This is a genomic window from Stenotrophomonas sp. GD04024, assembly GCF_029837545.1.
In the GTDB taxonomy this organism is placed as follows: Bacteria; Pseudomonadota; Gammaproteobacteria; order Xanthomonadales; family Xanthomonadaceae; genus Stenotrophomonas; species Stenotrophomonas forensis.
In genome coordinates this window covers 101,650-123,328 of sequence record NZ_JAOEDV010000002.1, presented here as the reverse complement: position 1 = coordinate 123,328, position 21,679 = coordinate 101,650, and the positions used below count along the sequence as shown (strand labels likewise).

Sequence of the window (21,679 nt, the reverse complement as noted above, 5' to 3'; positions counted from 1 at the left end):
TGGCGGCTGCGCTCCGGCAGCTTCAGCCGCTTGCCTTCTTCGTCGTACTCGATCAGCAACACGCCGGAGTCGTGGCGACCGCTGATCTCGACGAAGCAGGCGCCACCGATGAACGGTTCCAGCGTCATCACCGACTTCAGCGGGGTGGCCACCACCATCTGGAAGCCGAAATTGTCGAAGATGTTCATCGCCAGTGCGGTGAACTCGTTGTCGGCCTTGTCGAAGGCCTCGTCGAGCACCACCGCGGCGTAGCTCGGCAGCTGGCTGTCGGCGCCGCCGAGCTGGTAGCGCAGTGCTGCGGCCAGGCAGGTGGTGGCCAGTTTCTGGCGCTGGCCACCGGACTTGCCGGCGCCGCTGCGGTAGATCTCGACCTGCTGGCGCGTTTCCGCATCCAGTTCGACGCCGATGAACTCCACGTGCATGCGCACGTCCAGCACCAGCTCGCGCCAGCGCTTGTCCTCGCCTTCCTGCGAGCCCAGGCGGTTGACCAGCTGGCGCAGCACGGTGAACTGCGATTCGGCCAGCTCGCGCTGCTCGGTCTGCTGTTGCGACAGCACTTCGCGCAGCTGCAGGTGGAACTCGCCGACTTCCGGCAGGCGGCGGTCGCTCAGCTCGATGGTCAGCAGCGTGCCGCGGTTGAACGGCACCTGTTCCAGGCTGGCATTCACTTCGTCCAGGCGCTGGCCGATCGACTTGCGGGCCTCTGCACTGTGCCGCTGCAGGGCCAGCAGGTTGTTCTTGCTCTGGTTCTGCAGCAGGTCGAAGAAGCGTTCTTCGTGCTGCGGAAGTCCATCACGCTCCAGCCGTTCGAGACGGGCGAGGAAATCCTCGGCCGAGGCCACCGACACGGTGAAGTCACCCGACTCCTCCGGCCACTGCTGGATGAAGCGACGGAAGCAGCCGATCAGCTGGTTCTCGATGCGGTTCAGGTCCTGCTGCGACGACGACAACTGTTCATTCAGCGCATTGCTGACCTGGCGCATGTGCGCTTCCAGCGTTTCCAGGCTGAGCGGGCCCTGCTCCTGCAGGCGCTCGGCCAGGCCGGCCTCCTGCTCCTGAGCCAGGCTCGGCAGCACCAGTGCACGGCTCTGCTGGCGCGCGCGGTCGAGGCGGTCACGTTCCTTTACCAGCTGGCCACGCTCGACGCGGACGTCTTCATAGGTACGGCGGGACTGCTCGATGTCGGCGCGCACGGCGTCGATCTGCTTGGCCAGCTTGGCGAGGTCGGCGTTGCCTTCGCGCAGGTCGCGCAGGGTGGCCTCGATATCGCTCAGGCGCTGCTGCGGGGCGGCGATGTCGATCTCGTTCCAGCTGATGCTCACCAGTTCGTGGCAGGCCAGGCGACGCTCGTTGTCGCGGTCACGCTGGCCGCGCAGGCGCGCGATATCGGTTTCGCAGCTGGCGATGCGCTTGGCCAGTTCCTGGGCTTCACGCTCGAAGGCACCCACCTTGTCGTGGTTGTTGAAGCCGAGGATCCAGCGGCGGCGATCGCCGACGGCGCTGCGATCGTCCTTCTCGAAACGATCGCCCGGATGCTTGACCTGGCCTTCGCGGGTGATGCCGCGGTCGACGTTGCGCAGCTGCTTGGCGTCCACGCATTCGTAGTCGAAGCGCTTGCCCAGCTCGCGGCGCAGCCAGCTTTCGAACACGTGCTCGCGCAGTTCCAGCTTGTGCAGCAGCGACTTCGCCGACGGCTCTCGGGCAAACGCATCATCGTTGCGGCGCACGCGGTAGTAGGTGAAGCGCATGCCCAGGTGGGTACGGTTCACCCACTCCGCGACGTCGTTGTAGTGCTTGTCATCGACCAGCAGCGACAGCGCGAAGCCGCCCAGCACGCGCTCGATGGCGCCCTGCCAGCCCTGCTCTTCCGAGCGGACCTGAATCAGCTCGCCGACGAACGGCAGCGCCGCTTCGGCAATGCCGGTTTCCTCGGCCAGGCGCGCGCGCAGCTTCTGCATCGGCGCCGGGATGTTGGACGGCGTGCGCTGCATCGCCTCCAGCTCGCTGCGCACTTCGCCGAAGCGGCGCTCGTCATCGCGCTTGCCACCGAGGCGATCGCTGATCGCATCATCCAGTGCCGCCGAGGCACGCTGGCGGTCCTGCAGTTCGTTCTGCGCACGCTCGACCAGCTCTGCGAAACCGTGGGCATCGCCGGGCAGTTCGGCCTGCAATTGCTGAGCCGCTTCCTGGGCCTGGTCACGCTTGGCCTGGCGGCGGTCACGCTCGGCTTCGGCACGGCCCTGCTCGCGTTCCAGTTCCTCGATGCGCTCACCGCCCTGCTGGCGGCGCTGCAGTTCCAGTTCGGCCAGGCGCTCGGTGTGGTTGTCCAGCGCGGCGCGGCGCTGGGCTTCCTCGCCCAGCAGGCCACGGTCACGCACATCCATTTCGCGCAGGCGCGCTTCGATCAGCGCCTGGCGGCGGCTTTCACGGAAGCTGTCGACGCCAAGCTTCAGCGCTTCGTCGTCGCCGCGCTGGCGGTGCATTTCCTTCAGATCGTTGTAGTAGGCGCGCGCCGGCAGCAGGGTTTCCACCTGGCGGCGGGCGGTGACCACCGCCTGGTGCGCGCCATCGAGCTCGGCAAAGTCGCTGACCAGGCGCTCGGCGGCGTCGAAGGTCTTCGGCGTGTCGAGCATGAAGTCGCGCAGGAAGACGTTGAGGTCGCCCAGGTTCTTCGCCGACTGCGTCTTGTGCAGCAGGCGCAGTGCCATCTCGTTGTCGATGCCGAGCAGGTCGCGGAAGCGCTCGGCGTAGCCGGAGAAGGTGTCGAAGTGGTGCAGGTCGGACAGCTTCTGCTTGAGCTTGCGCAGGTCCAGGTCGAACCCACCGAGATCCTTGGCGATGTCGAACGGACGCTCGGCGATCATGTAGTGCTTGCGCACGTCGCCGGCCGAGGTGCCGTTGCCGGAGATCCACAGCAGGCGCACCAGGCTGACCACGCGGCCATCGCCGGCGCGGTACTCCAGCACCAGCGCGGTCCAGGTCGCGCCCTTGCGCAGGTACTGAGTGGCGATTTCGCCGGTGCCGCTGTCCTGCTGGTCGGCCCACGCGCCACGCACGTAGGACACCAGGTTGCGGTCGCGGCCACTGCGCTCGGCTTCACGCGCGGCGGCGTTGAAGTCGACGATGGCCGGCGGCGTCAGCAGCGCGGACATGGCATCGAGCAGGGTCGACTTGCCCGAGCCGGAGCGGCCGACGAACAGGAAGCCGCGCTCGGCGATCGGTACCTCGGTCAGGCCGTTGAAGGTGCCCCAGTTGTGCACCTGCAGGCGGCGCATGCGGAACTGCTGCAGGCGCGGGTCCGGCAGGCCTTCGTTGAACAGGGCGGGAGTGTGCTTGGAGATAGCCATGCGATGGTCGGGTCTCTCAGGCCTCGGCGGCCGGGGTTTCGCGCAGCTGGCGGTAGACCGCCGAAAGCTGGGACACGTCTTCGGCGGAGAACAGCAGCTTCAGCGCCGGCGAGACTTCGTGGCGGTCGTCCTGGCCGCTGAGGCGGGTCAGGATGTGGTTGTCCTTCATCTTCTGCACCGCCGAGGCGACGCGGCGATTGAAGCCGGCGCGGTCGGTGGACAGGTTCTTTTCGTAGATGGCCAGCGCTTCGGCCATCTCGGCGTCGGCGACCACCGCGCGGTTGCCGCGCGCGTCGGCCTCGGCCAGCTGCTGGCGCAGGTACAGCAGCAGCACCGAGTCGATGAAGGTCAGCGGCGAGGTGCGCAGCAGTACCGGTGCATCAACGTCTTCGGTGTCGGCCTGGCGGGTGAAGGCCACGCCGCTGTCGCGGTCCAGCACCAGTTCCAGGAACAGATCGGCCAGCGCGGAGCGAATGGCGGCTTCACTGCGGATCAGCGCCGGCCACAGCTTGGCGTGGCGCAGCTGGTCGATGCTGGGGCCGATCAGCAGCTGGCACAGCGCGCGGCGCGCATCCAGCGGCAGGCGCCCGGTGTCGCCCAGGTAGTACACGTCGTTGCCACGGCGGGGCTGCGCCACGCTCGCCACCGGCTCGGCCTCGTAGGCGTCTTCCGCCACGTCGGCCTGCGGTGCGTCGATCGGATCTTCATGCCAGCTCATGGCGTCTCTCCTGGGTGAACCAAACCAGCGGGATGCGGGCGCGACGGACCTGGCCGTCGCCACCACGCCATTGCGCAAGCTCCTGCTCGCCGGCGACCACGTTGCCGAAGCGCGTGCCCAGCGACAGGTAGCCGATGACACTGCCAAGACCCTGCGGCGCCTCGCGCTGCGACAGGGCCTGGGCGATGCTCAGCCGCGGCTGTGCATCGAGCAGGTCGTGCAGGTCGCGGCGCAGGGTGCGGAAGTCGATTTCGGACGAAGCGACCAGGTCGCCGACGCTCTCCAGGCTGATCGCGGCGGCGTCGTTGTACTCGACGTTGCCATCGACCTGGGCACTGCGCGGATCATGCAGCTTCCACTGCGACCACGAGCGCAGGCGGCTGGTGGTCAGCTGCAGGTCACGGCCGATGCCGCGCTGTGCGGGGAACTCGTCGCGCAGCGCCAGCGCTTCGGACTGCGCCTGCTTCAGCAGCTGGTTGAGGCGGCGCTGTTCCAGGTAGCCACGGCTCTGCACGAAGCCGCGCAGGCTGCGCGCGAAGTTCTGCAGCACATCGTGCACCTGGCCGCCGCGTTCCAGCATGGTGCTGGTGAAGCCACGCAGGAAGTTGCGTTCGTTGCGGTCCAGGCGGCGCGCGAAGCCGCGTGCCAGCACTGCTTCCAGCGCGGCATCGAGCTGGGCGCTCTGTTCGGCGTCGTTGAGCAGGCGCCAGAAGGCCTGGAAACTGCGCCCGGCATCGCTCTCGCCGATCACGTCCACGCCCTCGAACAGCTGGGACAGCACGTCGCCACGTTCGCCTTCATCATCGATGATGCGTTCGCGGAAATCGCGGTTGAGCTGCTCGAAGTCGTCGCGCACGCGGCGGAAGTCTTCGGTCAGTTCGTCGGCCAGGCCGATGATCTGGCGCGCACGTTCCAGCGCGCGCTTGCCATCCAGCGCGATCACGCGGCCAGCACCGACGCGGGCGATCTCGGCATCGATGCGGTCACGCTCGTCGCGCAGCGCCGACAGGCGCGCGTCCGGATCGGATTCGGTCTGCGCGGCCAGCTGCGAGAGCTGTTCGATGACCAGCGCCAGGCGGCTTTCGGTGGCCGCCACGCGGGCCTGCTCGAGGCCATCGGCGAAGCGGATCGCCTGCAGCGCCGCGGTCGACAGTTCGTACTGTTCCTGGTCGGCACCCTCGGGCAGGCGGCGTTCCAGCCAGCCCTGGGCCAGCCAGTGCGCGATGTAGGCCTGCGCGGTACGCGGCAGGTCGCGCGACAGTTCGTCGCCGTTGAGCTGGTCCAGCGCGCGTTGCAGGCGCTCGTTGAGCACCGACGACGACAGCGTGCGCTCGCCGTCCATCAGCAGCCCCTGCAGCAGGCCGATGATTTCCGGGGCGTGGTCAGCGGCGAGCAGCTTCCATTGGGGCTGTTCGCGCAGATGACGGTAACGGGAGATGCGTTCGCGATGCTTCATGCAGCGAAAGAGGTCTGTAGGGCTGACAGGGACGAGCCACCACGCACGGCTGCCGCGCGGGCAGCCGTGGGCATGCCGGCCCGCAGGGGCCGGCGGGGTGCGGGCAAGCGGCTCAGCGCTTGCCGCCCACTTCGATGAAGCGCAGGAACTCGGCGCGGGTACGCGCGTCGTCGCGGAAGCTGCCCAGCATCTTGGAGGTGACCATGCTGACACCGCGCTTGTGGATGCCGCGGGTGGTCATGCACTCGTGGGCGCCTTCGACGACCACGCCGACACCGATCGGCTGCAGCACATCCTGGATGCACTGCGCGATCTGCGCGGTCATCTTCTCCTGCACCTGGAATCGGCGGGCGTAGGCTTCGACGACGCGGGCCAGCTTGCTGATGCCCACCACCTTGCCGGCCGGCAGGTAGCCGACGTGCACGCGGCCGATGATCGGCGCCATGTGGTGTTCGCAGTGGCTTTCGTACTCGATGTCACGCAGGACGATCAGTTCGTCATAGCCGGCCACTTCCTCGAAGGTCCGCTCCATGTAGGCGCGCGGGTCGTCGCGGTAACCGCTGAACCAGTCGCCATAGGCTTCGGCGACGCGGCGGGGGGTATCCAGCAGGCCTTCACGGGACGGGTCCTCACCGGCCCAGCGCAGCAGGGTGCGCACGGCATCCTCGGCCTGGTCCTGGGTCACGTCGCCCTGCGGGGCGGCCTTTTCGTTGTTCTTGCTCATTGCGTACAGCGTCCCGAACGGGGGGCGAGCATCGTACCCGACCGGGGGGTGGGTCGTCCTGTTGGGACGGTTCATCGGGCGGTTCTTCCGGCGCCTCGTTGCAGCTGAGCGAGAGGGGGAGGGGCAGGCCAGGCAGGACACGCCGCAAGTACGTCCCTGTAGGCTCGTCCACGGCATCCATGCCGTGGACGGTCCTGCCCGGCCTGCCCCTCCCCCTCCCCGACAATTTCCTGCGGGCGCGGCCGGACCACCCGAAAGCAGGGGCAAAAGCTGGGGTTCATGGCTTCGGAAGCAGCGTGCCGCTGCTGCGGAGTTTTCTGTTTTTGGTGGGTGCGGCCCTTGGTCCGCACTGCTTCTGCCCTTGCCTTTAAAGAGCCAACCCACCGCGCCCGCGGGGTGATGGGAGGGTGGCGGGGGCCGGGCGGGGCAGGACCGTCCGCAGCATGGATGCCGCGGCCGAGCCCCCAGGGGTGAGGGCGCTTTGCCCGCGAGGCATGCCTCGCAAGCGCCCGAACGCACAGCCGCCAGCGGCTGGGCCGGACCCCGGAGGGGGGTTCACGGCGTGTCCTGCCCCGTCCGGCCCCCGCTGCCCCACCCGTAGCAACGTGGCGCAACGCTTTCCTCAATACACTCCCCCATTCATAAAAATCCATTGATAGGAATGAAATTAGTAGTATCCTATCTATCTCTTATGGACCGACCCCTCGACGAGCGCACCGTGCTGCAGATGCAGCTCAGCTCCGGCCTGCTGTACGCAGGGCGGCAGTGGCAGCGCCTGGCCGACAGCCGGCTCGGCAGCTACGGGATCTCCACCGCCTGCACCATGCCTCTGTTGATGATCGGCCGCTCCGGCGGCGGCATCCGGCAGGTGGCGCTGGCCCAGCAGCTGGGCATGGAGGGGCCTTCGCTGGTGCGCCTGCTGGACAAGCTGTGCGCCAGCGACCTGGTCCGCCGCGAGAGCGACGCCAGCGACCGCCGCGCCAACCTGCTGTGGCTGACCGACGCCGGCCAGGCCCTGGTCAGCGAGCTGGAAGACCAGTTGATCGGCCTGCGCCAGGACGTGTTCGGCGAGCTTTCCATCGATGAACTGCACGCCGTGCTGAAGGCATGGCGCCTGCTGGCCGAGGCCGCCGACCGCATTACGTAAGACCGCTGCCCCCGAACCCCGCCGCTGCCGTGCACACGCCAGCGGCTTTTGCCCGTTGCTGTTGTTTCGTTGTCCCTCCCCTCCCCCAACCTCGCCCCCGCCCCTACCGATGCCCGGTGAATTCAGTCTCCACGGAGTGTTCGTCCCGACCCTGCTCGGGTTGATGGTGTTGGCCTATCTGGTCAACAGCGGCCTGCACGCGCTGCTGCAGCGTGCCGGCGCCTACCGCCATGTATGGCACCCGGCGCTGTTCAACCTGGCGCTGTACGGGATCGTGCTTGGCCTGCTGTTCCACCTCCTGCGTTGGATGCAATCGTGAACAAGATCGTGAAGAAGACCCTGCCGGTGCTGCTCACCAGCGCAGCCGTGATCGTGGCCCTGCTGGTGCTGCGCCAGCTGTGGGTCTATTACATGGATGAGCCGTGGACCCGCGATGCCCATGTCGGCGCCGACGTGGTGCAGATGGCGCCGGATGTGTCCGGGCTGGTGGAAACGGTGGACGTGGCCGACAACCAGGCAGTGAAGAAGGGCGACCTGCTGTTCGTGGTCGACCGCGCGCGCTACCGCATCGCACTGGAGCAGGCCAAGGCCAGCCTGGCCGAGCGCCAGGCCTCGGTGGCGCAGCTGCGCCGCGAGATCGGCCGCGACCGCAGCCTGCAGGACCTGGTCGCCGCCGAGGACGCCGAAGTGCGCCGCGCCAAGCTGCAGGCTGCACAGGCCGCGCTGGCCACCGCACAGGCCGCAGTCGACCTGGCCGAACTCAACCTGGGCCGCACCGAGGTGCGCGCACCGGCCGATGGCCGGGTCAACGACCGCACCCTGCGCGTGGGCGACTACGTGGTGGCCGGCAAGCCGGTACTGGCGCTGCTGGATACCGGTTCGTTCCGCATTGATGGCTACTTCGAGGAAACCCGCCTGCGCGGCGTGGCGCCGGGGCAGAGCGTCGACATCCGCCTGATGGGCGAATCGGTGCCGCTGCGCGGCCATGTCGAGAGCATCGCTGCCGGCATCGAGGACCGCTACCGCAGCAACGGCAGCAGCCTGCTGCCGAACGTGACCCCGGCCTTCGACTGGGTGCGGCTGGCGCAGCGTATCCCGGTGCGCATCAGCATCGACGAGGTGCCCAAGGGCGTGGAACTGATCGCCGGCCGCACCGCCACGGTGACCGTCCAGACCAGCAGCACGAAGCACGCAGGCAAGGCCGGCACCGCGCCGACACAGGCGGGCCTATGAACACCACCCTGCCCCGTCTCGGCCTGATCGTCGCGCTGGCCAGCCTGGCCGCGTGCAGGACCGTCGGCCCCGACTACGCCCTGCCGGAAGACTCGGCGTTCAAGCGCCCGCAGGCCAATGCGGCCTTCATTGACACCCAGAACCCGCAGGTGGCCGCCAACCAGGCGCTGCCCGACCGCTGGTGGTCGCTGTACAACGACCCGGTGCTGGACGGGCTGATCACCCAGGCGCTGCGCGACAACGTGGAACTTAAGGCCGCCGATGCGCATCTGCGCCGTGCCGCCGCCGTATACGAGCAGGCGCTGGACGCCGGTGGCTTCGAGTACGAGGCCGAGGCCGGCGTCAGCCGCGCGCAGCTGTCGGCCGAATCGTTCCTGCAGGAACACGAGCTGCCGGTGATCAACCTGGCCGACGGCAAGTTCGCGGTCAGCTACCAGTTCGACCTGTTCGGCAAGCTCAAGCGCGGCGCCGAAGCGGCGCGCGCCGACGAACAGTCGGTGGCCGCCGCGCGTGACCTGGCCCAGGTCAGCGTGGTCGCGCAGGTGGCCGACAGCTATCTGGAAATCTGCCATGCCAACCACGAACTGCATGTGGCCGAGCATTCGCTGCAACTGCAGCAGCGCAGCCGCACGGTCACTGAACGCCTGATCGACGCCGGTCGCGGCACGCCACCGGAACTGGCCCGCGCCAATGCCCAGGTAGCCGTGCTGGAAGCTGCGCTGCCGCCGCTGCATGCGCAGCGTTCGGCGGCCGCCTATTCGCTGGCTGCGCTGCTCGGGCAGACCCCGGGCCAGCTGCCGGCCGGCGTGATCGACTGCGCGCACGCCCCCGCCCTGGCCCAGCCGTTGCCGGTGGGCGATGGTCGTGCGCTGCTGCAGCGTCGCCCGGACGTGCGCCAGGCCGAGCGCAAGCTGGCCTCGGCCACCGCGCGGATTGGCGTGGCCACCGCCGAGCTGTACCCGGACATCCGCCTCGGTGCCTCGCTCGGTGCCGCCGGCCTGCTGGAGGACTTCGGCACGCCGATGACCCAGCAGTGGTCGATCGGCCCGCTGATCTCGTGGACGTTGCCATCGTCCGGCACCCACGCACGCATCCATGCCGCCGAAGCCGGTGCCGATGCGGCGCTGGCCGAGTTCGACCACACCGTGCTGCAGGCGCTGCGCGAGACCCAGACCGCACTGGACCGCTACGCGCAGGACCTGCGCCGGCTGCAGTCGCTGCGCACCGCGCAGGAACAGGCCGCGCTGGCCGCCGAGCAGAACCGCCGGCTGTACCAGGGTGGCCGCACGCCGTACCTGTCCAGCCTGGATGCCGACCGCAGCCTGGCCACCAGCGATGCCACCCTGGCCGCGGCCGAAGCGCAGGTGTCGCGCGACCAGATCCACCTGTTCCTGGTGCTGGGTGGCGGTTGGCAGGCCAGTGCCACCCCGGCCGCCACCACGACCGCCGCGAAGTAAGCCATGAACGCGCTGACCGACCGCCAGGCCTGGCTGTTCTCGATCAAGACCTACCTGGCCGCGGTGGCCGCGCTGTACATCGCCATGGCCGGCAACCTGTCGCGCCCGTACTGGGCGATGGGCACGGTGTACATCGTCAGCCAGCCGCTGCTGGGCCCGACCCGGGCCAAAGGCGTGTATCGCATCGTCGGCACGCTGGTGGCCGGCCTGGCCACCCTGCTGGTGCTGCCGGCGCTGGTGGAGACTCCGCTGGTGCTGAGCGCGGCGATGTCGATCTGGCTGGCCGGCTGCCTGTTCATGGCGCTGCTCAACCGCGGTCCGCGCGGCTACGCGTTCCTGCTGGCCGGCTACACCACCGCCTTCATCGGCTTCCCGGCAGTGACCTCGCCGGAGACCATCTTCGACACCGTGGTGGCGCGCAGCGAGGAGATCATCCTCGGCACGGTGGTGGCAGTGCTGTTTGCTTCGCTGCTGTTCCCGGCCTCGGTGCGGCCGATGCTGCGTGCACGCATCGGCACCTGGATGGAGGACGCCGCGCAGTGGTGCCGGCAGATTCTTGAACGCGGCCGCGCGCACGCGCCACGCAACCGGTTGGCCGCCGACCTGGTGCAGTTCGAGGCGTTGATTGAATTCCTGCGCCGCGATGATCCGCGCCATGCCGGTTCGGCGGTGTCGATGGAGCGCCTGCGTGAGCGCATGCTGCTGCTGTTGCCGGTGCTGTCGTCGATCGCCGATCGGTTGAGTGCGCTGCGCAGCGAAGGCCAGGCGCTGCCGGAGGGCCTGCCGGAACTGATCGACGACCTCCACGACTGGCTGGACGGGCCGACCAGCGCCAGCGAGTACGCCCGCCTGCGCGCGCGCATCAGTGCGCTGAAACCGCAGGTGGACCGCGATCTGCAGCACCTGCAGCTGGCCAGCCTGCTGCTGCGCCTGGAGGAACTGGTGGACCTGTGGCAGGACTGCCGCACGCTGCAGCAGGCGATCGACCACGGCACCGCACCGCTGGACCGCGCGCACTACCGCATCCGCACCGAACGGGTGGCCGCCGACAAGCACGTCGACTACGGCATGGCGCTGTTCTCCGCGCTCAGTGCCGGCGTGGCGCTGATGAGCTACTGCGTGCTGTGGATCACACTGGGCTGGGAAGGCGGCGGCAACGGCGCAATGATGGCCGCGGTGACCGCCGCGTTCTTCGCCGCGCAGGATGATCCGGCGCCGAGCATGGTGTCGTTCCTGGTGTGGGCGATGGTCGCTTCGGTGGTGGCCGGCGTGTACCTGTTCGGCGTGTTCCCGGCCGTACATGACTTCGGCCTGCTGGCGCTGGTGCTGGCGGCGGTGTTCCTGCCACTGGGGCTGATGCTGCATCACCCGAAGAGCGCGCTGTTCGCACTGCCGCTGACGGTGAACCTGGCCGCGCTGCTGAGCCTGCAGAACACCTACAGCGCCAACATCCAGACCTTCCTCAATTCGTCGATCGCGATGTTCATCGGCATTGGCTTTGCGGTGGTGATGACCCGCCTGTTCCGTTCGGTGGGTGCCGAGTGGACCGCACGCCGGCTGGTGCGGCAGGGCTGGACTACGCTGGCCGAAGCCGCCGAAGGCCGCGGCCAGCAGGACCGCCAGCGCTTTGCCGCGCGCATGCTCGACCTGCTGGGCCTGCTCGCACCGCGCCTGGCGGCGACACCGGAGGGCAGCGACATCGCGTCGGTGGACATGCTCAACGAGGCACGCATCGGCCTGAACATCCTGCAGCTGCGCCGCGCCCGCCTGGAACTGCCCGAGCGCAGCCGCGAAGCGGTCGAACACATCCTGGAGGAGATCGCCGCGCACTACCGGCGGCAGATTGCCGCGCGCAGGCCGATGGTGGCCGCCGAAGCGCTGCGCGAGCGGCTGGACACCTCGCTGGGCCGGGTTGGCAGTGTGGCCGCGTGCAAGGCGCGCGACGAGGCGCTGATGGGCCTGATCGGCCTGCGCTTCGCGCTGTTCCCGGAGGCGAAGGCATTGGCGCCAGGGTGGGCGGACGCCGGCGTTGCATCGGCCTGATAATGCTCGGCAGTGCCGGGCCATTCCCGGCGGCCTTTCGCCATGGCAACAGGACGGTTCAATGAGTTACGACATGATGGTGTTCGAGGCGAGCGCCGCCCCACGCGAGGTGGCAGCCTTCATCGCCTGGTTCGAGAAGCAGACGCAGTGGAACGAGCGCCACGAGTACGACGACCCGGCAGTCAGCAGCCCGGCACTGCAGGCCTGGTTCGCGGAGATGGCGCAGGAGTTCCCGCCGATGAACGGGCCGCTGGGCAATGACGATGACGACCGTGCCGAAGTGACCGAGTACAGCATCGGTAGTCAGGTGATCTACGGTGCGTTTGCCTACTCGGTGGCAGAGCATGCGCATGGCCGCGTGCAGGACCTGGCCGAGAAGCACGGCGTGGGCTTCTTCGATGTGAGCGCCGATGAAGCGGCGATCGTGTTCCCCGATGGCCTGGTACTGATCGCGTAGATCCACGCCGAAACGATCGAAGCGCGCTTCTGTAGAGTCGAGCCATGCTCGACTCCGGGGTCCATCAGCCGAGCATGGCTCGGCTCTACAGGAAGCGCATCGCGCCCACGTCAGAACAGCGTGCCCTGCACCGTGGGCTGTTCGATGCGCGTTGGTTGTTCGGCCACCTCTTCCGCACCCAGTCGCCAGGCCAACCCGCCCAACCGGCTGGCGTGACGCTTCAAAGCGGCCTGCAGCACCTCGGCGCTGCCGGCCACGTGCAGGACCTGGCGGGCACGGGTCAGGCCGGTGTAGACCAGTTCGCGCGACAGCACGCGGCTGTCCTGGCGCGGCAGCTGCAACCATACTTCGTCGAACTCCGAACCCTGCGCCTTGTGCACGGTCATCGCGAAGGCGCTTTCGTGCGCGGGCAGTGCGGCCGGGTGGAAGGCGCGTGGCTGGTCGACGGTGTCGCCGGGGAACCAGGCCACCATCGCGCCGCTGCCATCGCGCAGGCAGATGCCGATATCGCCATTGAACAGGCGATGACGGTAGCTGTTCTCGGTGACCAGCAGCAGCCGGCCCTGGAAATAGCCCGGTATATTGCCGGCCAGCAGTTGTTCGATGCGGCTGTTGAGCCCGCGTGCGCCCTGCGGGCCTTCGCGCAGTGCGGTCAGCACGCGCAGGCGTCCGGCCTGCTGCAGGGCCAGTACCGGATCGGCGGCATCCGCCAGCGCACGCCAGTGGCCCAGCAGGTGCTCGCGCTGGCCACGCAACGGATCGGCTTCGCCTTCGTGGAAGTGCACGCCCGCCAGTTCACCGCTGCGCAGCAGCTGCAATGCGGCGCTGCTGTTGCCTTCGCTCACGGCATGCGCCAGCGGTGCCAGGTCCAGTGCATCACTCTGCCGGTAACCGCGCTGCAGCTGCACGCGGCGCCCGGCAAAAGCGCGTGGTGTGGCCTGCGGCTGCAACGTGGCCGGCGCCAGCAGGCCATGCAAGGCCTGCGCATCGTCGGCACGGGTGCCGATGCCATCGCCGCTGGCACGCAGGATCGCGCTGAGCACGTCGCCGGCTTCCACCGACGGCAGCTGGTCGGGGTCGCCAAGCAGGATCAACCGGGTGCCACTGGCGATCGCATCGACCAGCTTGGCCATCATCGGCAGATCGATCATCGAGGCTTCGTCGACCACCACCACGTCCACCGGCAGCGGATTGTCAGCATGGTGGCGGAAGCGCGGTGAATCGGGAATTACCCCGAGCAGGCGATGCAGGGTGGTGCCGGTACCGGGCAATGCCGCGCACAGCGCTGGATCCAGCCCTTGTTCCTGCAGGCGTTGCACGGCGACGCGCAGGCTCTCGGCCATGCGCTCGGCGGCGCGACCGGTGGGCGCGGCCAGCGCGACCTCGGGCAGCGGCTGGCCGGCTTGCCGGGCCTGTGCGGCCAGCAGCAGCAACAGGCGCGCGATGGTGGTGGTCTTGCCGGTACCGGGGCCGCCGGTGACCAGCGCCAGCGGATGGCGCAGGGTCACGCCGGCCGCGCGCGCCTGGTGATCTTCGCTGCCGGACGCCTGCGGGAACAGATGCGCGAACAGTGGTGCCAGCGCTGCCATGTCCGGCGCCGGCAGCGGATGCCGGCCAATGCGTTGCAGGCCGACGGCCAGCTGGCGTTCGTACTCGCGGTAGCGGCGCAGGTAGAGCAATCCGTTTTCCAGCACCAGCGGCGCGTCCACGGCGATGGCATCGGCCTGCTCCGGCGTCGCCACCCAGGGTGATGCGCGCAGCTGTGTCAGCCAGTCCTGCGCGGCGGGCCATTCGGGCACGCCTTCCAGCAACCGCTGTGGTTGCGCCGGATCGAACGCGGCATGGCCTTGCGAGACCGCCAGCGACGCCAGCGCGGCGGCCAGCGCCACGCTGTCCGGAGTGTCGTCGCGCAATCGCTGCAAGCTGGTCGCCAGTGCGTGGTCGAGGGTGCGCAGCAGGCCCTTCTGGTGCAGTTCCTTCAGCAGGCTCATGCGCTGGCTCCACGGGCACGTGCGGCCAGCTCGGCCTGGGCCTGCTCGCCACCGGCGAACAACGCGTCGAGGGCATCGACCAGCGCCAACGGGAAGCGGTCCACGTGCACGCCATTGCCGGCGGCATCCAGGCCGCGGCAGAACAGGTAGCGGATGCCGCCCATGTCGCGCTCGTAGTCGTAGGCCGCACCCAGCCGGAAACGCAGCCAGCGATGCAGCGCCACCGTATAGATCAGCGCCTGCAGGTCGTACTCGCTGTGGCGCATGGCAATGGCCAGCAGGTCCGGGGTGTAACCGGGCAGGCGGTTGGACTTGTAGTCGAGCACGTACCAGCGCCCGTCGCGCACGTAGGTCAGGTCGATCATGCCGGTCATCAGCCCTTCCAGGCGGCGGCGCTGGCCGAAGCCGCGACGCGTACTGGAAACCCCATGTGCATGCAGCACCTGCAGCAGCGCCGGTACCGTGGTCGGTTCGATGGCGAAATGGAAGTCGATTTCCGCACGGCGCTCGTCTTCATCCAGGCTGTGCAGCGCACCGCCCTCCGGCAGCGGCACGGTCAGCGTGTGACCGACCAGCGGCACCAGTACGGCCACGCCATCCTCAAGGTCGGCGTCGGCATAGCCTTCGTCGTGCAGGGCCTTGCGCAGCACCTCGGCCTGGCCCTCCGGGGCTTCCAGACCCGGCTGCCAGTCAGCCCAGGCAGCGAAGTCGACGTTCTCCATCGCTTCGTGCAGCACGTTGCCGAAGCGACTGCCCATGAAGCGCGGGTCGACCGCTGCGCTGTCCTCGTCTGCCGCAGCGGGTTCCGGCAGCGCGGGCTCCAGCGGTAGTTCCGGCCCCGCGGGTTCGTCGGCGGCGGGCGCCGGCAGCTCGGTGGCGGCGGCTTCGATGTCACTGCCCGCGCCAGCGTCTGCATGGGCCAGCTGGGTGAAGCTGTACACCCACCAGTCGTGCGGCACGCGCCGGGTCAGTGCACGCACGGCCGGCAGCTCACCTTCCACTTCGGCCGCCAGCTGCGGCAGTGCGGCCGGTGCCTCACTGTCATCGATGTGCACATCGGCATGCGCGCGCAGCGCCTGCAGGTCACCCAGCAGCGGCGCGAGCCGCGTCTTTGCCAGCCCGGCCAGATCGCCCACCGCAATCCACAGCGCATGCTCGGCGCGGGTCAGGCCGACATACAGCAGGCGCGCGTCCTCGGCGCGCTGTTCGCGCTCGCGCTGGGCGCTGGCCGTTTCCCAGGCCTCGTCCTTGTCCAGCTTCCAGTGCAGCTGGCGCTGCCCACCCACGTGCACGGTACAGTGCGAAGCGGTGTTCGGTGCGCCGCCGTCGATGCCGACGAACGGCAGGAACACCAGCGGGTATTCCAGGCCCTTGCTCTTGTGCAGGGTGATGATCTGCACGCGGCGTGCATCCGATTCCAGGCGCAGCAGCTGCTGCTCGTCATCTTGGTCGGCGCTGGCCATCTGGCCCTGCAGCCAGTCCAGCAGGCCATGCATGCCCAGCGCCTGCGCCGAGGCTTCCTGCAGCAGTTCGCCCAGCTGCAGGTAGTTGGTCAGGCGACGCTCGCCATCGATCAGCGCCAGCAGGCGTTCGCCCTGTTCGGCACAGACATCGGCGATCACCGCGAACGGTCCACCGCGCTGCCAGCGCTCGCGCCAGTGCAACAGTTGCGCCTGGAAGCCGCGTTGCAGGTCGCCCTCGCGTTCCATCGCCGCGATCGCACTCGCCCGCTGGCCAAGCAGCACGGTCGCCAGCGCCGCACGCAGGCGTCCTTCATCGGCCGGTTGCAGCAGTGCCAGCAGCAGTGTGCGCAGGTCACGTGCCTCGCTGGTGGCGAACAGGCTCTGCTTGCCCGCCGCCACGGCAGGAATACCGACCGCGGCCAGCGCGCGCTGTACAAGGGTGGCCTCGCGATGCGAGCGCACCAGTACCGCGATGTCGGCCGGCTGCACCGGGCGCCCGCGCAAAACGGCATTACCGGCGCGCGCATCGACCAGGGTCTGGTGGATCGCGGCCACGCAGGCCTGGGTCGCTGCATCACGCGAGGCGTCGGCACTCATCGCCTTGTCGCCGCCACTGCGCAGCACGCGCAGGGTCAGTGCCACGGCGGCGCGGCCGTCGCGCAGGTAGTCCGCATCGATGCGCACGCCACCGGGGCGCACCGGTTCGAACTGGATGTCGCGCTCGAGGAACGCGTCTTCGCCGCCGTTGTCGTACAGCGCCTGCAGTGCACGCAGCACGGCCGGGCGTGAACGGAAGTTCTGGTCCAGCACCGGCGCCTGCTGCGCCACCTGCTTGGCCGTCAGGTAGGTATGGATGTCGCCACCGCGGAAACCGTAGATCGCCTGCTTGGGATCGCCGATCAGGAACAGCGCCGGTGCCAGGCCCAGCTCGCGCACTTCCGGTGAATCGCCGAACACGGTGTGGAAAATGCCCCACTGGCGATCATCGGTATCCTGGAACTCATCGACCAGCGCGATGCGGTACTGCGCGCGCAGCTGCCTGACCAGCGCCATGCGCTGCGGCCCTTCCAGGGCCAGTGCCACGCCATCGATAAGGTCGTCGTAGGTCTGCACCCGGCGCGTGCGCTTCAGCGCGTGCAGGCGCTGCATGGCTTCGTCGCGCAGGCGGTGCAGGAAGTTCAGCGCGGTGGCACGCAGCCAGGCATCACGCTCGGCCAGCAGTGCGACATGGCGCGCCAACGGCGCCTGCAATGGCGACGACGGCGTGCGGCCGGGGAACTTCTTGTTGGTCTTGTCGGCCAACACGTCCGGCAGCAGTGCCGGCAGGCGTTCGCTGGCCAGCAGCTCGCGCGGATCGGCGCGCTCGGCCCAGGCCAGCATCTGCCGGCCCAGCGGGTGCAGCCAGCCCAGCTTGTAGGACACGCCGTTGATCCACTTGTTGTCGACCGCATCGCAGAGGTCGATGAAGAACTGCTCGCCATGCTCGCGCAGCGCCCGCTGCAGTTCGGCGGCGTTGGCCTGCAATGCCGGGTGTGGATCGGCCAGCGCCACCGGACGTGGCGACGGGTGCAGGGGCGGCGCGGCCAGCAGCGCGCGCAGATCGGCGGCCAGTGCATCCGGGGTGGACCACAGCCAGGTCAGCGGCTCCAGCGTGGCCGGATCATTGGCGTGCACGCGCCACAGATCGGCGGCGAGTTCCTCCAGCAGCTCGCGGTCACTGGCCAGCAGCTCCGGCGGGTCGAAGGTATGGCCGCTTTCCAGCGCGTGCTCGCGCAGCACGCGGGTGCAGAAGCCGTGGATGGTGAAGATTGAAGCCAGATCGATCTCGTCGGCGGCGACCTGCAGGCGACGCTTCAGCGCAATGGCGCTCTCGGTGCCACCCTGCAGATGGCGCTGCAGCACTTCGCGCGTCAAGCACACGTCCGGCGCCTCGCCCTCGGCCGGTTCCAGATCGACCAGGCGCGCGGCCAGCGCCAGCCGCTCGCGGATGCGCTTGCGCAGTTCCTGGGTGGCGGCGTCGGTGAAGGTCACCGCCAGGATCTGGCCGATGCGCAGCCCCTGCTCCACCACCAGGCGGGTGAACAGCGTGGCCAGGGTGAAGGTCTTGCCGGTGCCGGCGCTGGCCTCGATCAGGCGGATGCCCTCCAGCGGCAGGGCCAGATAGGGGTCGTGACCGGTGGCGTCGATGCCCTCGTCGGCGATGGTGCTGTTCATGCGTTGCCCTCCGGGCCTGCCGCGACACCCAGGGTGCGGCCTTCGCGCACCGCGCTGAAAACCACCTGGCTGTTGCGCAGCAGATCGGCATAGCCGGCGTCGGTGGCGAACGGATCGGCGCCGCGCAGCAGCAGCTGCCAGGCGTCACTGCTGGATTCACCCCAGCTGCGGTCGCTGCCATGCCACTGCTTCCAGCCTTCGCTGCGCTGCTTCTCGCCTGCCGTGTTGTAGAGCACCCAGCCGGTATAGGGGGCGAAGCGCAGCGGTTCACGCAGGCCACGCTGGCGCAGCTGCAGCAGTGCGCGCAGCGCGGCGCGGGCAGCAGGCACGCTCAGTGCTGGCAGCACATGCGGGCCCGGACCGGCATCACCGCCATCGTGGAACTGCACCAACGGCAGGGCATCGCCGGCGGCGTTGGCCAACAGCCAGTCCAGGCCCTGGCGGATCACCGCATTGCCGTTGAGCGTGCCGGCGCGCAGGCGCACCAGCCCTTCGGGATGCCGATCGGTCACCCGCCCATGCAGGCGCACGCCGTCGATATCGACTTCATACCGGCGGCTTTCCAATGGTTCGCCCTGCATCCAGCCCAGCAGCGCGCTGGCATACGGACGGGTCTTCAGCTGCTCCACTTCGAACTGGCGCTCACCCAGTGCACCGGACGGCAACAGCCCACGCGCACGCAACCGCGGATACAGCGGCTCGGTATCGCCATTGAGCGTGGCACGTACCACCGCTGCCTGCACGCTGCGCTTTTCCGGGCCGCGCGACGACAGCACCAGCGGCTCCAGGTCATCCACCTCTTCGACCTCGTCGGCCAGGCGCAGGCCCAGCGACTGCGCCAGGAACTGCCCGGCCGGGTCACACAGGAAGCGGCGCAGGGTATCGAGTGCGACCTCGTCCTCCACGGCATCGTCGACCGGTGGCGGCAACGGCGCGTCGAACCAGGGCAGCAGGCCACCCCGCTGGCCGGTGAGGCGGCCGGCCGCCGGATGCCACTGCCGCCGATAGCTGAATCGACGCGGATCGCCATCGCCGAACGCCGCCGGTGAGAACGGCTGCAAGGCATGGCGCACGGTGAAGTCGCGCACCGCCATCGTCGGATCCAGGTGATAGGCAGCGGCGGCATCGATCAGTTCACTGACCAACACTGACGGCTCGCGCACGCTGCCATCGCGGGGATCGGCACCCAGGTAGCTCAGATAGAACACCTCCTGCGCCGCGGCAAACAACTGCAGGAACAGGAAGCGGTCGTCCTCGCGGGTGGAACGGTCGCCCGGGCGGCGGCGCGGTGTATCCAGTTCGGCGGTGAGCTGGTTGAGGCCCGCGGCCGGGTCGCGGCGCGGGAAATCGCCGTCATTCAGGCCCAGCACGCAGATCACCCGGAACGGCAGCAGGCGCATCGGCACCATGCGGCCGAAGCTGATGCCACCGGTCAGCAACGGTGCGCGCGTATCGGCCTCGCCCAGTGCCCCGGCGAAGTGCGCACGCACCACCTCCGGTGGCACGCCTTCGTTGAAGCCGGCCTTGGCAGCGTCCTCGGCAAACTGGTTGAGCAGCTTGCGCAGGCGCTCCAGCGCGCGCTGGCTGTTGGGCGAACTGGGCGCGGTCGGCAGCAGCGCGTCCAGCAGCGACAGCAGGCGCTGCCGCCATTGCGCCGGGGTCAGCAGTTCGCCGAGTCGGCGCTGGTAGACCGCCAGAACGCGCAACAGGCGCAGCAGCCGGTCCAGCGCTTCCAACGCACCGCCCTCCAGCTCGATCCACGGCGCCACACCGGCCAGGTCGGCCTCGCTGCCGGTGGCATGGCCAAGCACCAGCCGGTCCAGCGCGAACTGCCAGGTGTAGGCATCGTCGGCCGGTGCCTGGTGCTGGTCGCGATGCTTCGCGTCCAGGCCCCAGCGCGCACCCGCCTGCTGCAGCCAACCATGCAGGCGGTCGAAGTCCACCGCTTCCAAGCCGGCCGCTTCGGCCAGCGGTGCGCTGGCCAGCAGGTCCAGCACTTCGTTCAGGCCAAAGCGCGAGACCGGCAGACCCAACAGATGCACGAACACATCGGCCAGCGGCTCGCCGGCCAGCGGGCTGCTGTCGGCCAGCGCATAGGGAATGTGCTCTTCCTCACCACCACGACCGCCGAACACGGCTTCCAGGTACGGCACGTAGGGATCGATGTCCGGCGCCAGCACCGCGATCTCGCGTGCCTGCAGCGGCGGGTCGAAACGCGCGTCCTGCAGCAGGCTGCGCAGCTGGTCGTGCAGCACCTGCAACTCGCGCAGGCGGGTATGGCAGGCATGCACCTGCAGGCTGGGGTCGTCGCTGCGCAGCCCATCGCGCAGTTCGCCCGAAGGCAGTGCACGACGGTGGAACAGATCGCGTTGCAGGCGATGCAGCAGGCTGTCGGACAGGCCGCCTTCGTCCAGGGTCGGCCGGGTGTCTTCTTCCGGATCGGAATAGGCGGCGATCTCACCGGCCGGGTGCACCACCTCGTAGCTGCCCAGCACCGCCATGAAGTCGCGGCCCGCGGCGCCCCAGGCTTCGAGCAGACGGTTCTCGCCGGCGGCCTCGCCAAACGGATCCGGCGCGCCGCTGCGAAGGCGTTCGGCCAGGGTCTGCAGGTCGCCCCAGTACGACTGCACGGGCGTGGGCATGTAGAAATGCAGCTCGCCCACCCGTGCCTGGGTGGCCATCACCCGCAGCACGTCGGGGGAGATGTTGAGCGTCGCGAACGCGGACATGCGCAGCGGCAAGCCCTTCGGCAACGGCTGGCCCGCCCCTTCGAAGCGGTCCAGGTATTCCTGGATGCGGCGCGCACGGTAGTCGTGGCCATGGGTGATGGTGCGCCACAGGATCGCCTGCGGATCGGCCGGATCGGCACCGGCCGCCCAGCGCAGCAGCCAGTCGCGGCGCCAGGCCTGGTACTTCTCGAACACCGAGGCCAGTTCGCCAGCCAGCGCCCACGGCTTCAATGCGTCGCCACCGGCAAGGTAGGACTGCAGCGCGCGCATCGGTGGCTGTGCCAGCAGCGCCGGATCGCGCAGTGCCTGGTACAGCTTCCAGTGCAGGCCGGCCGCGTCCAGGTCGTCCTGCTCGCCGCTGACGTTGGCCTTCAGCGCGCGGGCCACGAACTCGCCCGGGGTGAGGAATTCGAGGTTGGCGGCAACACCGAACTCGGCGGCCAGTGTCGCTTGCAGCCAGCGCCGCATCGCCACCTGCGGGATCAGCACCACTTCCGGTGCCAACAGCGGCTGGCCCGCGACCGGCGCACGCACATTGCGCGCCAGCAGCGCGGCCAGCACGTCCAGGGAATTGGAATGGTAGAGGCGGAAATCGCTGCCTGGGTCACTCATCATGCACAGTGTGCAGGACGGCAGGCAGTATTCAATGGTCGGCCCGCCACCGGTACGGATTGTTCCGGGGTACGCACCGATTGTCCCG

At 68.9% G+C, this 21,679-nt stretch carries 13 protein-coding genes; 6 read left to right on the top strand and 7 right to left on the bottom strand.

The window, feature by feature from the left end:
• From N7590_RS01345 to folE, 4 genes are all read right to left on the bottom strand, one after another.
• The coding region (locus tag N7590_RS01345; protein WP_279934994.1) for an SbcC/MukB-like Walker B domain-containing protein at positions 1-3,347 on the bottom strand (3,347 nt) is incomplete at its 3' end.
• A 16-nt stretch (positions 3,348-3,363) separates the two neighbouring features.
• Complete coding sequence (locus N7590_RS01340) at positions 3,364-4,065, bottom strand: DUF4194 domain-containing protein (protein WP_164242764.1); 702 nt, start codon at positions 4,063-4,065, stop codon at positions 3,364-3,366.
• Positions 4,052-5,521 (bottom strand): DUF3375 domain-containing protein, encoded by a 1,470-nt coding sequence (locus N7590_RS01335; protein ID WP_014039010.1) that lies wholly within the window; start codon positions 5,519-5,521, stop codon positions 4,052-4,054. Before N7590_RS01335 ends, N7590_RS01340 begins: the two co-directional genes overlap by 14 nt.
• A gap of 112 nt (positions 5,522-5,633) precedes the next feature.
• Positions 5,634-6,245 carry a GTP cyclohydrolase I FolE gene (gene folE, locus N7590_RS01330; protein WP_004141296.1) on the bottom strand — a complete coding sequence of 204 codons (612 nt, stop codon included), beginning with the start codon at positions 6,243-6,245 and terminating at the stop codon, positions 5,634-5,636.
• 691 nt (positions 6,246-6,936) lie between these two features.
• Here folE and N7590_RS01325 point away from each other — a divergent pair.
• The 6 genes from N7590_RS01325 (at position 6,937) to N7590_RS01300 (ending at position 12,582) form a co-directional block, all read left to right on the top strand.
• Entirely contained in the window at positions 6,937-7,392 is a 456-nt protein-coding gene (locus N7590_RS01325; protein ID WP_164243011.1) for a MarR family transcriptional regulator, read from the top strand.
• Positions 7,393-7,501: 109 nt separating this feature from the next.
• Positions 7,502-7,711: a DUF1656 domain-containing protein gene (locus N7590_RS01320; protein ID WP_025875651.1), complete on the top strand. Its 210-nt coding sequence runs from the start codon at positions 7,502-7,504 to the stop codon at positions 7,709-7,711.
• Entirely contained in the window at positions 7,708-8,625 is a 918-nt protein-coding gene (locus N7590_RS01315) for an HlyD family secretion protein (RefSeq protein ID WP_053508192.1), read from the top strand. Before N7590_RS01320 ends, N7590_RS01315 begins: the two co-directional genes overlap by 4 nt.
• On the top strand, positions 8,622-10,082 hold the full coding sequence (locus tag N7590_RS01310) for an efflux transporter outer membrane subunit (protein WP_164240902.1): 1,461 nt from the start codon (positions 8,622-8,624) through the stop codon (positions 10,080-10,082). The genes N7590_RS01315 and N7590_RS01310 overlap by 4 nt, the downstream gene beginning before the upstream one ends.
• Before the next feature lie 3 nt (positions 10,083-10,085).
• A complete protein-coding gene (locus N7590_RS01305) occupies positions 10,086-12,125 on the top strand; it encodes an FUSC family protein (RefSeq protein WP_164240903.1) in 2,040 nt (679 codons plus the stop codon).
• Positions 12,126-12,186: 61 nt separating this feature from the next.
• Positions 12,187-12,582 carry a hypothetical protein gene (locus N7590_RS01300; protein WP_164240904.1) on the top strand — a complete coding sequence of 132 codons (396 nt, stop codon included), beginning with the start codon at positions 12,187-12,189 and terminating at the stop codon, positions 12,580-12,582.
• Positions 12,583-12,692: 110 nt separating this feature from the next.
• On the opposite strand, the gene recD is transcribed toward N7590_RS01300, so the two are convergent.
• From recD to recC, 3 genes are read right to left on the bottom strand one after another with little or no spacing between them, the layout of a single operon-like run.
• Positions 12,693-14,573, bottom strand: coding sequence for an exodeoxyribonuclease V subunit alpha (gene recD / locus N7590_RS01295; protein ID WP_279934992.1), 1,881 nt, complete (start codon positions 14,571-14,573; stop codon positions 12,693-12,695).
• Positions 14,570-18,250, bottom strand: coding sequence for an exodeoxyribonuclease V subunit beta (recB, locus tag N7590_RS01290; protein WP_164240906.1), 3,681 nt, complete (start codon positions 18,248-18,250; stop codon positions 14,570-14,572). Before recB ends, recD begins: the two co-directional genes overlap by 4 nt.
• Positions 18,247-21,594 (bottom strand): exodeoxyribonuclease V subunit gamma, encoded by a 3,348-nt coding sequence (gene recC / locus N7590_RS01285; RefSeq protein WP_164240907.1) that lies wholly within the window; start codon positions 21,592-21,594, stop codon positions 18,247-18,249. Before recC ends, recB begins: the two co-directional genes overlap by 4 nt.
• Positions 21,595-21,679 lie beyond the last annotated feature (85 nt).

Bases quoted from the DNA above. Each gene is read 5' to 3' on its own strand.
- N7590_RS01340 (WP_164242764.1), bottom strand. From the start codon at position 4,065: ATGAGCTGGCATGAAGATCCGATCGACGCACCGCAGGCCGACGTGGCG.
- N7590_RS01335 (WP_014039010.1), bottom strand. From the start codon at position 5,521: ATGAAGCATCGCGAACGCATCTCCCGTTACCGTCATCTGCGCGAACAG.
- folE (WP_004141296.1), bottom strand. From the start codon at position 6,245: ATGAGCAAGAACAACGAAAAGGCCGCCCCGCAGGGCGACGTGACCCAG.
- N7590_RS01325 (WP_164243011.1), top strand. From the start codon at position 6,937: ATGGACCGACCCCTCGACGAGCGCACCGTGCTGCAGATGCAGCTCAGC.
- N7590_RS01320 (WP_025875651.1), top strand. From the start codon at position 7,502: ATGCCCGGTGAATTCAGTCTCCACGGAGTGTTCGTCCCGACCCTGCTC.
- N7590_RS01310 (WP_164240902.1), top strand. From the start codon at position 8,622: ATGAACACCACCCTGCCCCGTCTCGGCCTGATCGTCGCGCTGGCCAGC.
- N7590_RS01305 (WP_164240903.1), top strand. From the start codon at position 10,086: ATGAACGCGCTGACCGACCGCCAGGCCTGGCTGTTCTCGATCAAGACC.
- N7590_RS01300 (WP_164240904.1), top strand. From the start codon at position 12,187: ATGAGTTACGACATGATGGTGTTCGAGGCGAGCGCCGCCCCACGCGAG.
- recD (WP_279934992.1), bottom strand. From the start codon at position 14,573: ATGAGCCTGCTGAAGGAACTGCACCAGAAGGGCCTGCTGCGCACCCTC.
- recB (WP_164240906.1), bottom strand. From the start codon at position 18,250: ATGAACAGCACCATCGCCGACGAGGGCATCGACGCCACCGGTCACGAC.
- recC (WP_164240907.1), bottom strand. From the start codon at position 21,594: ATGATGAGTGACCCAGGCAGCGATTTCCGCCTCTACCATTCCAATTCC.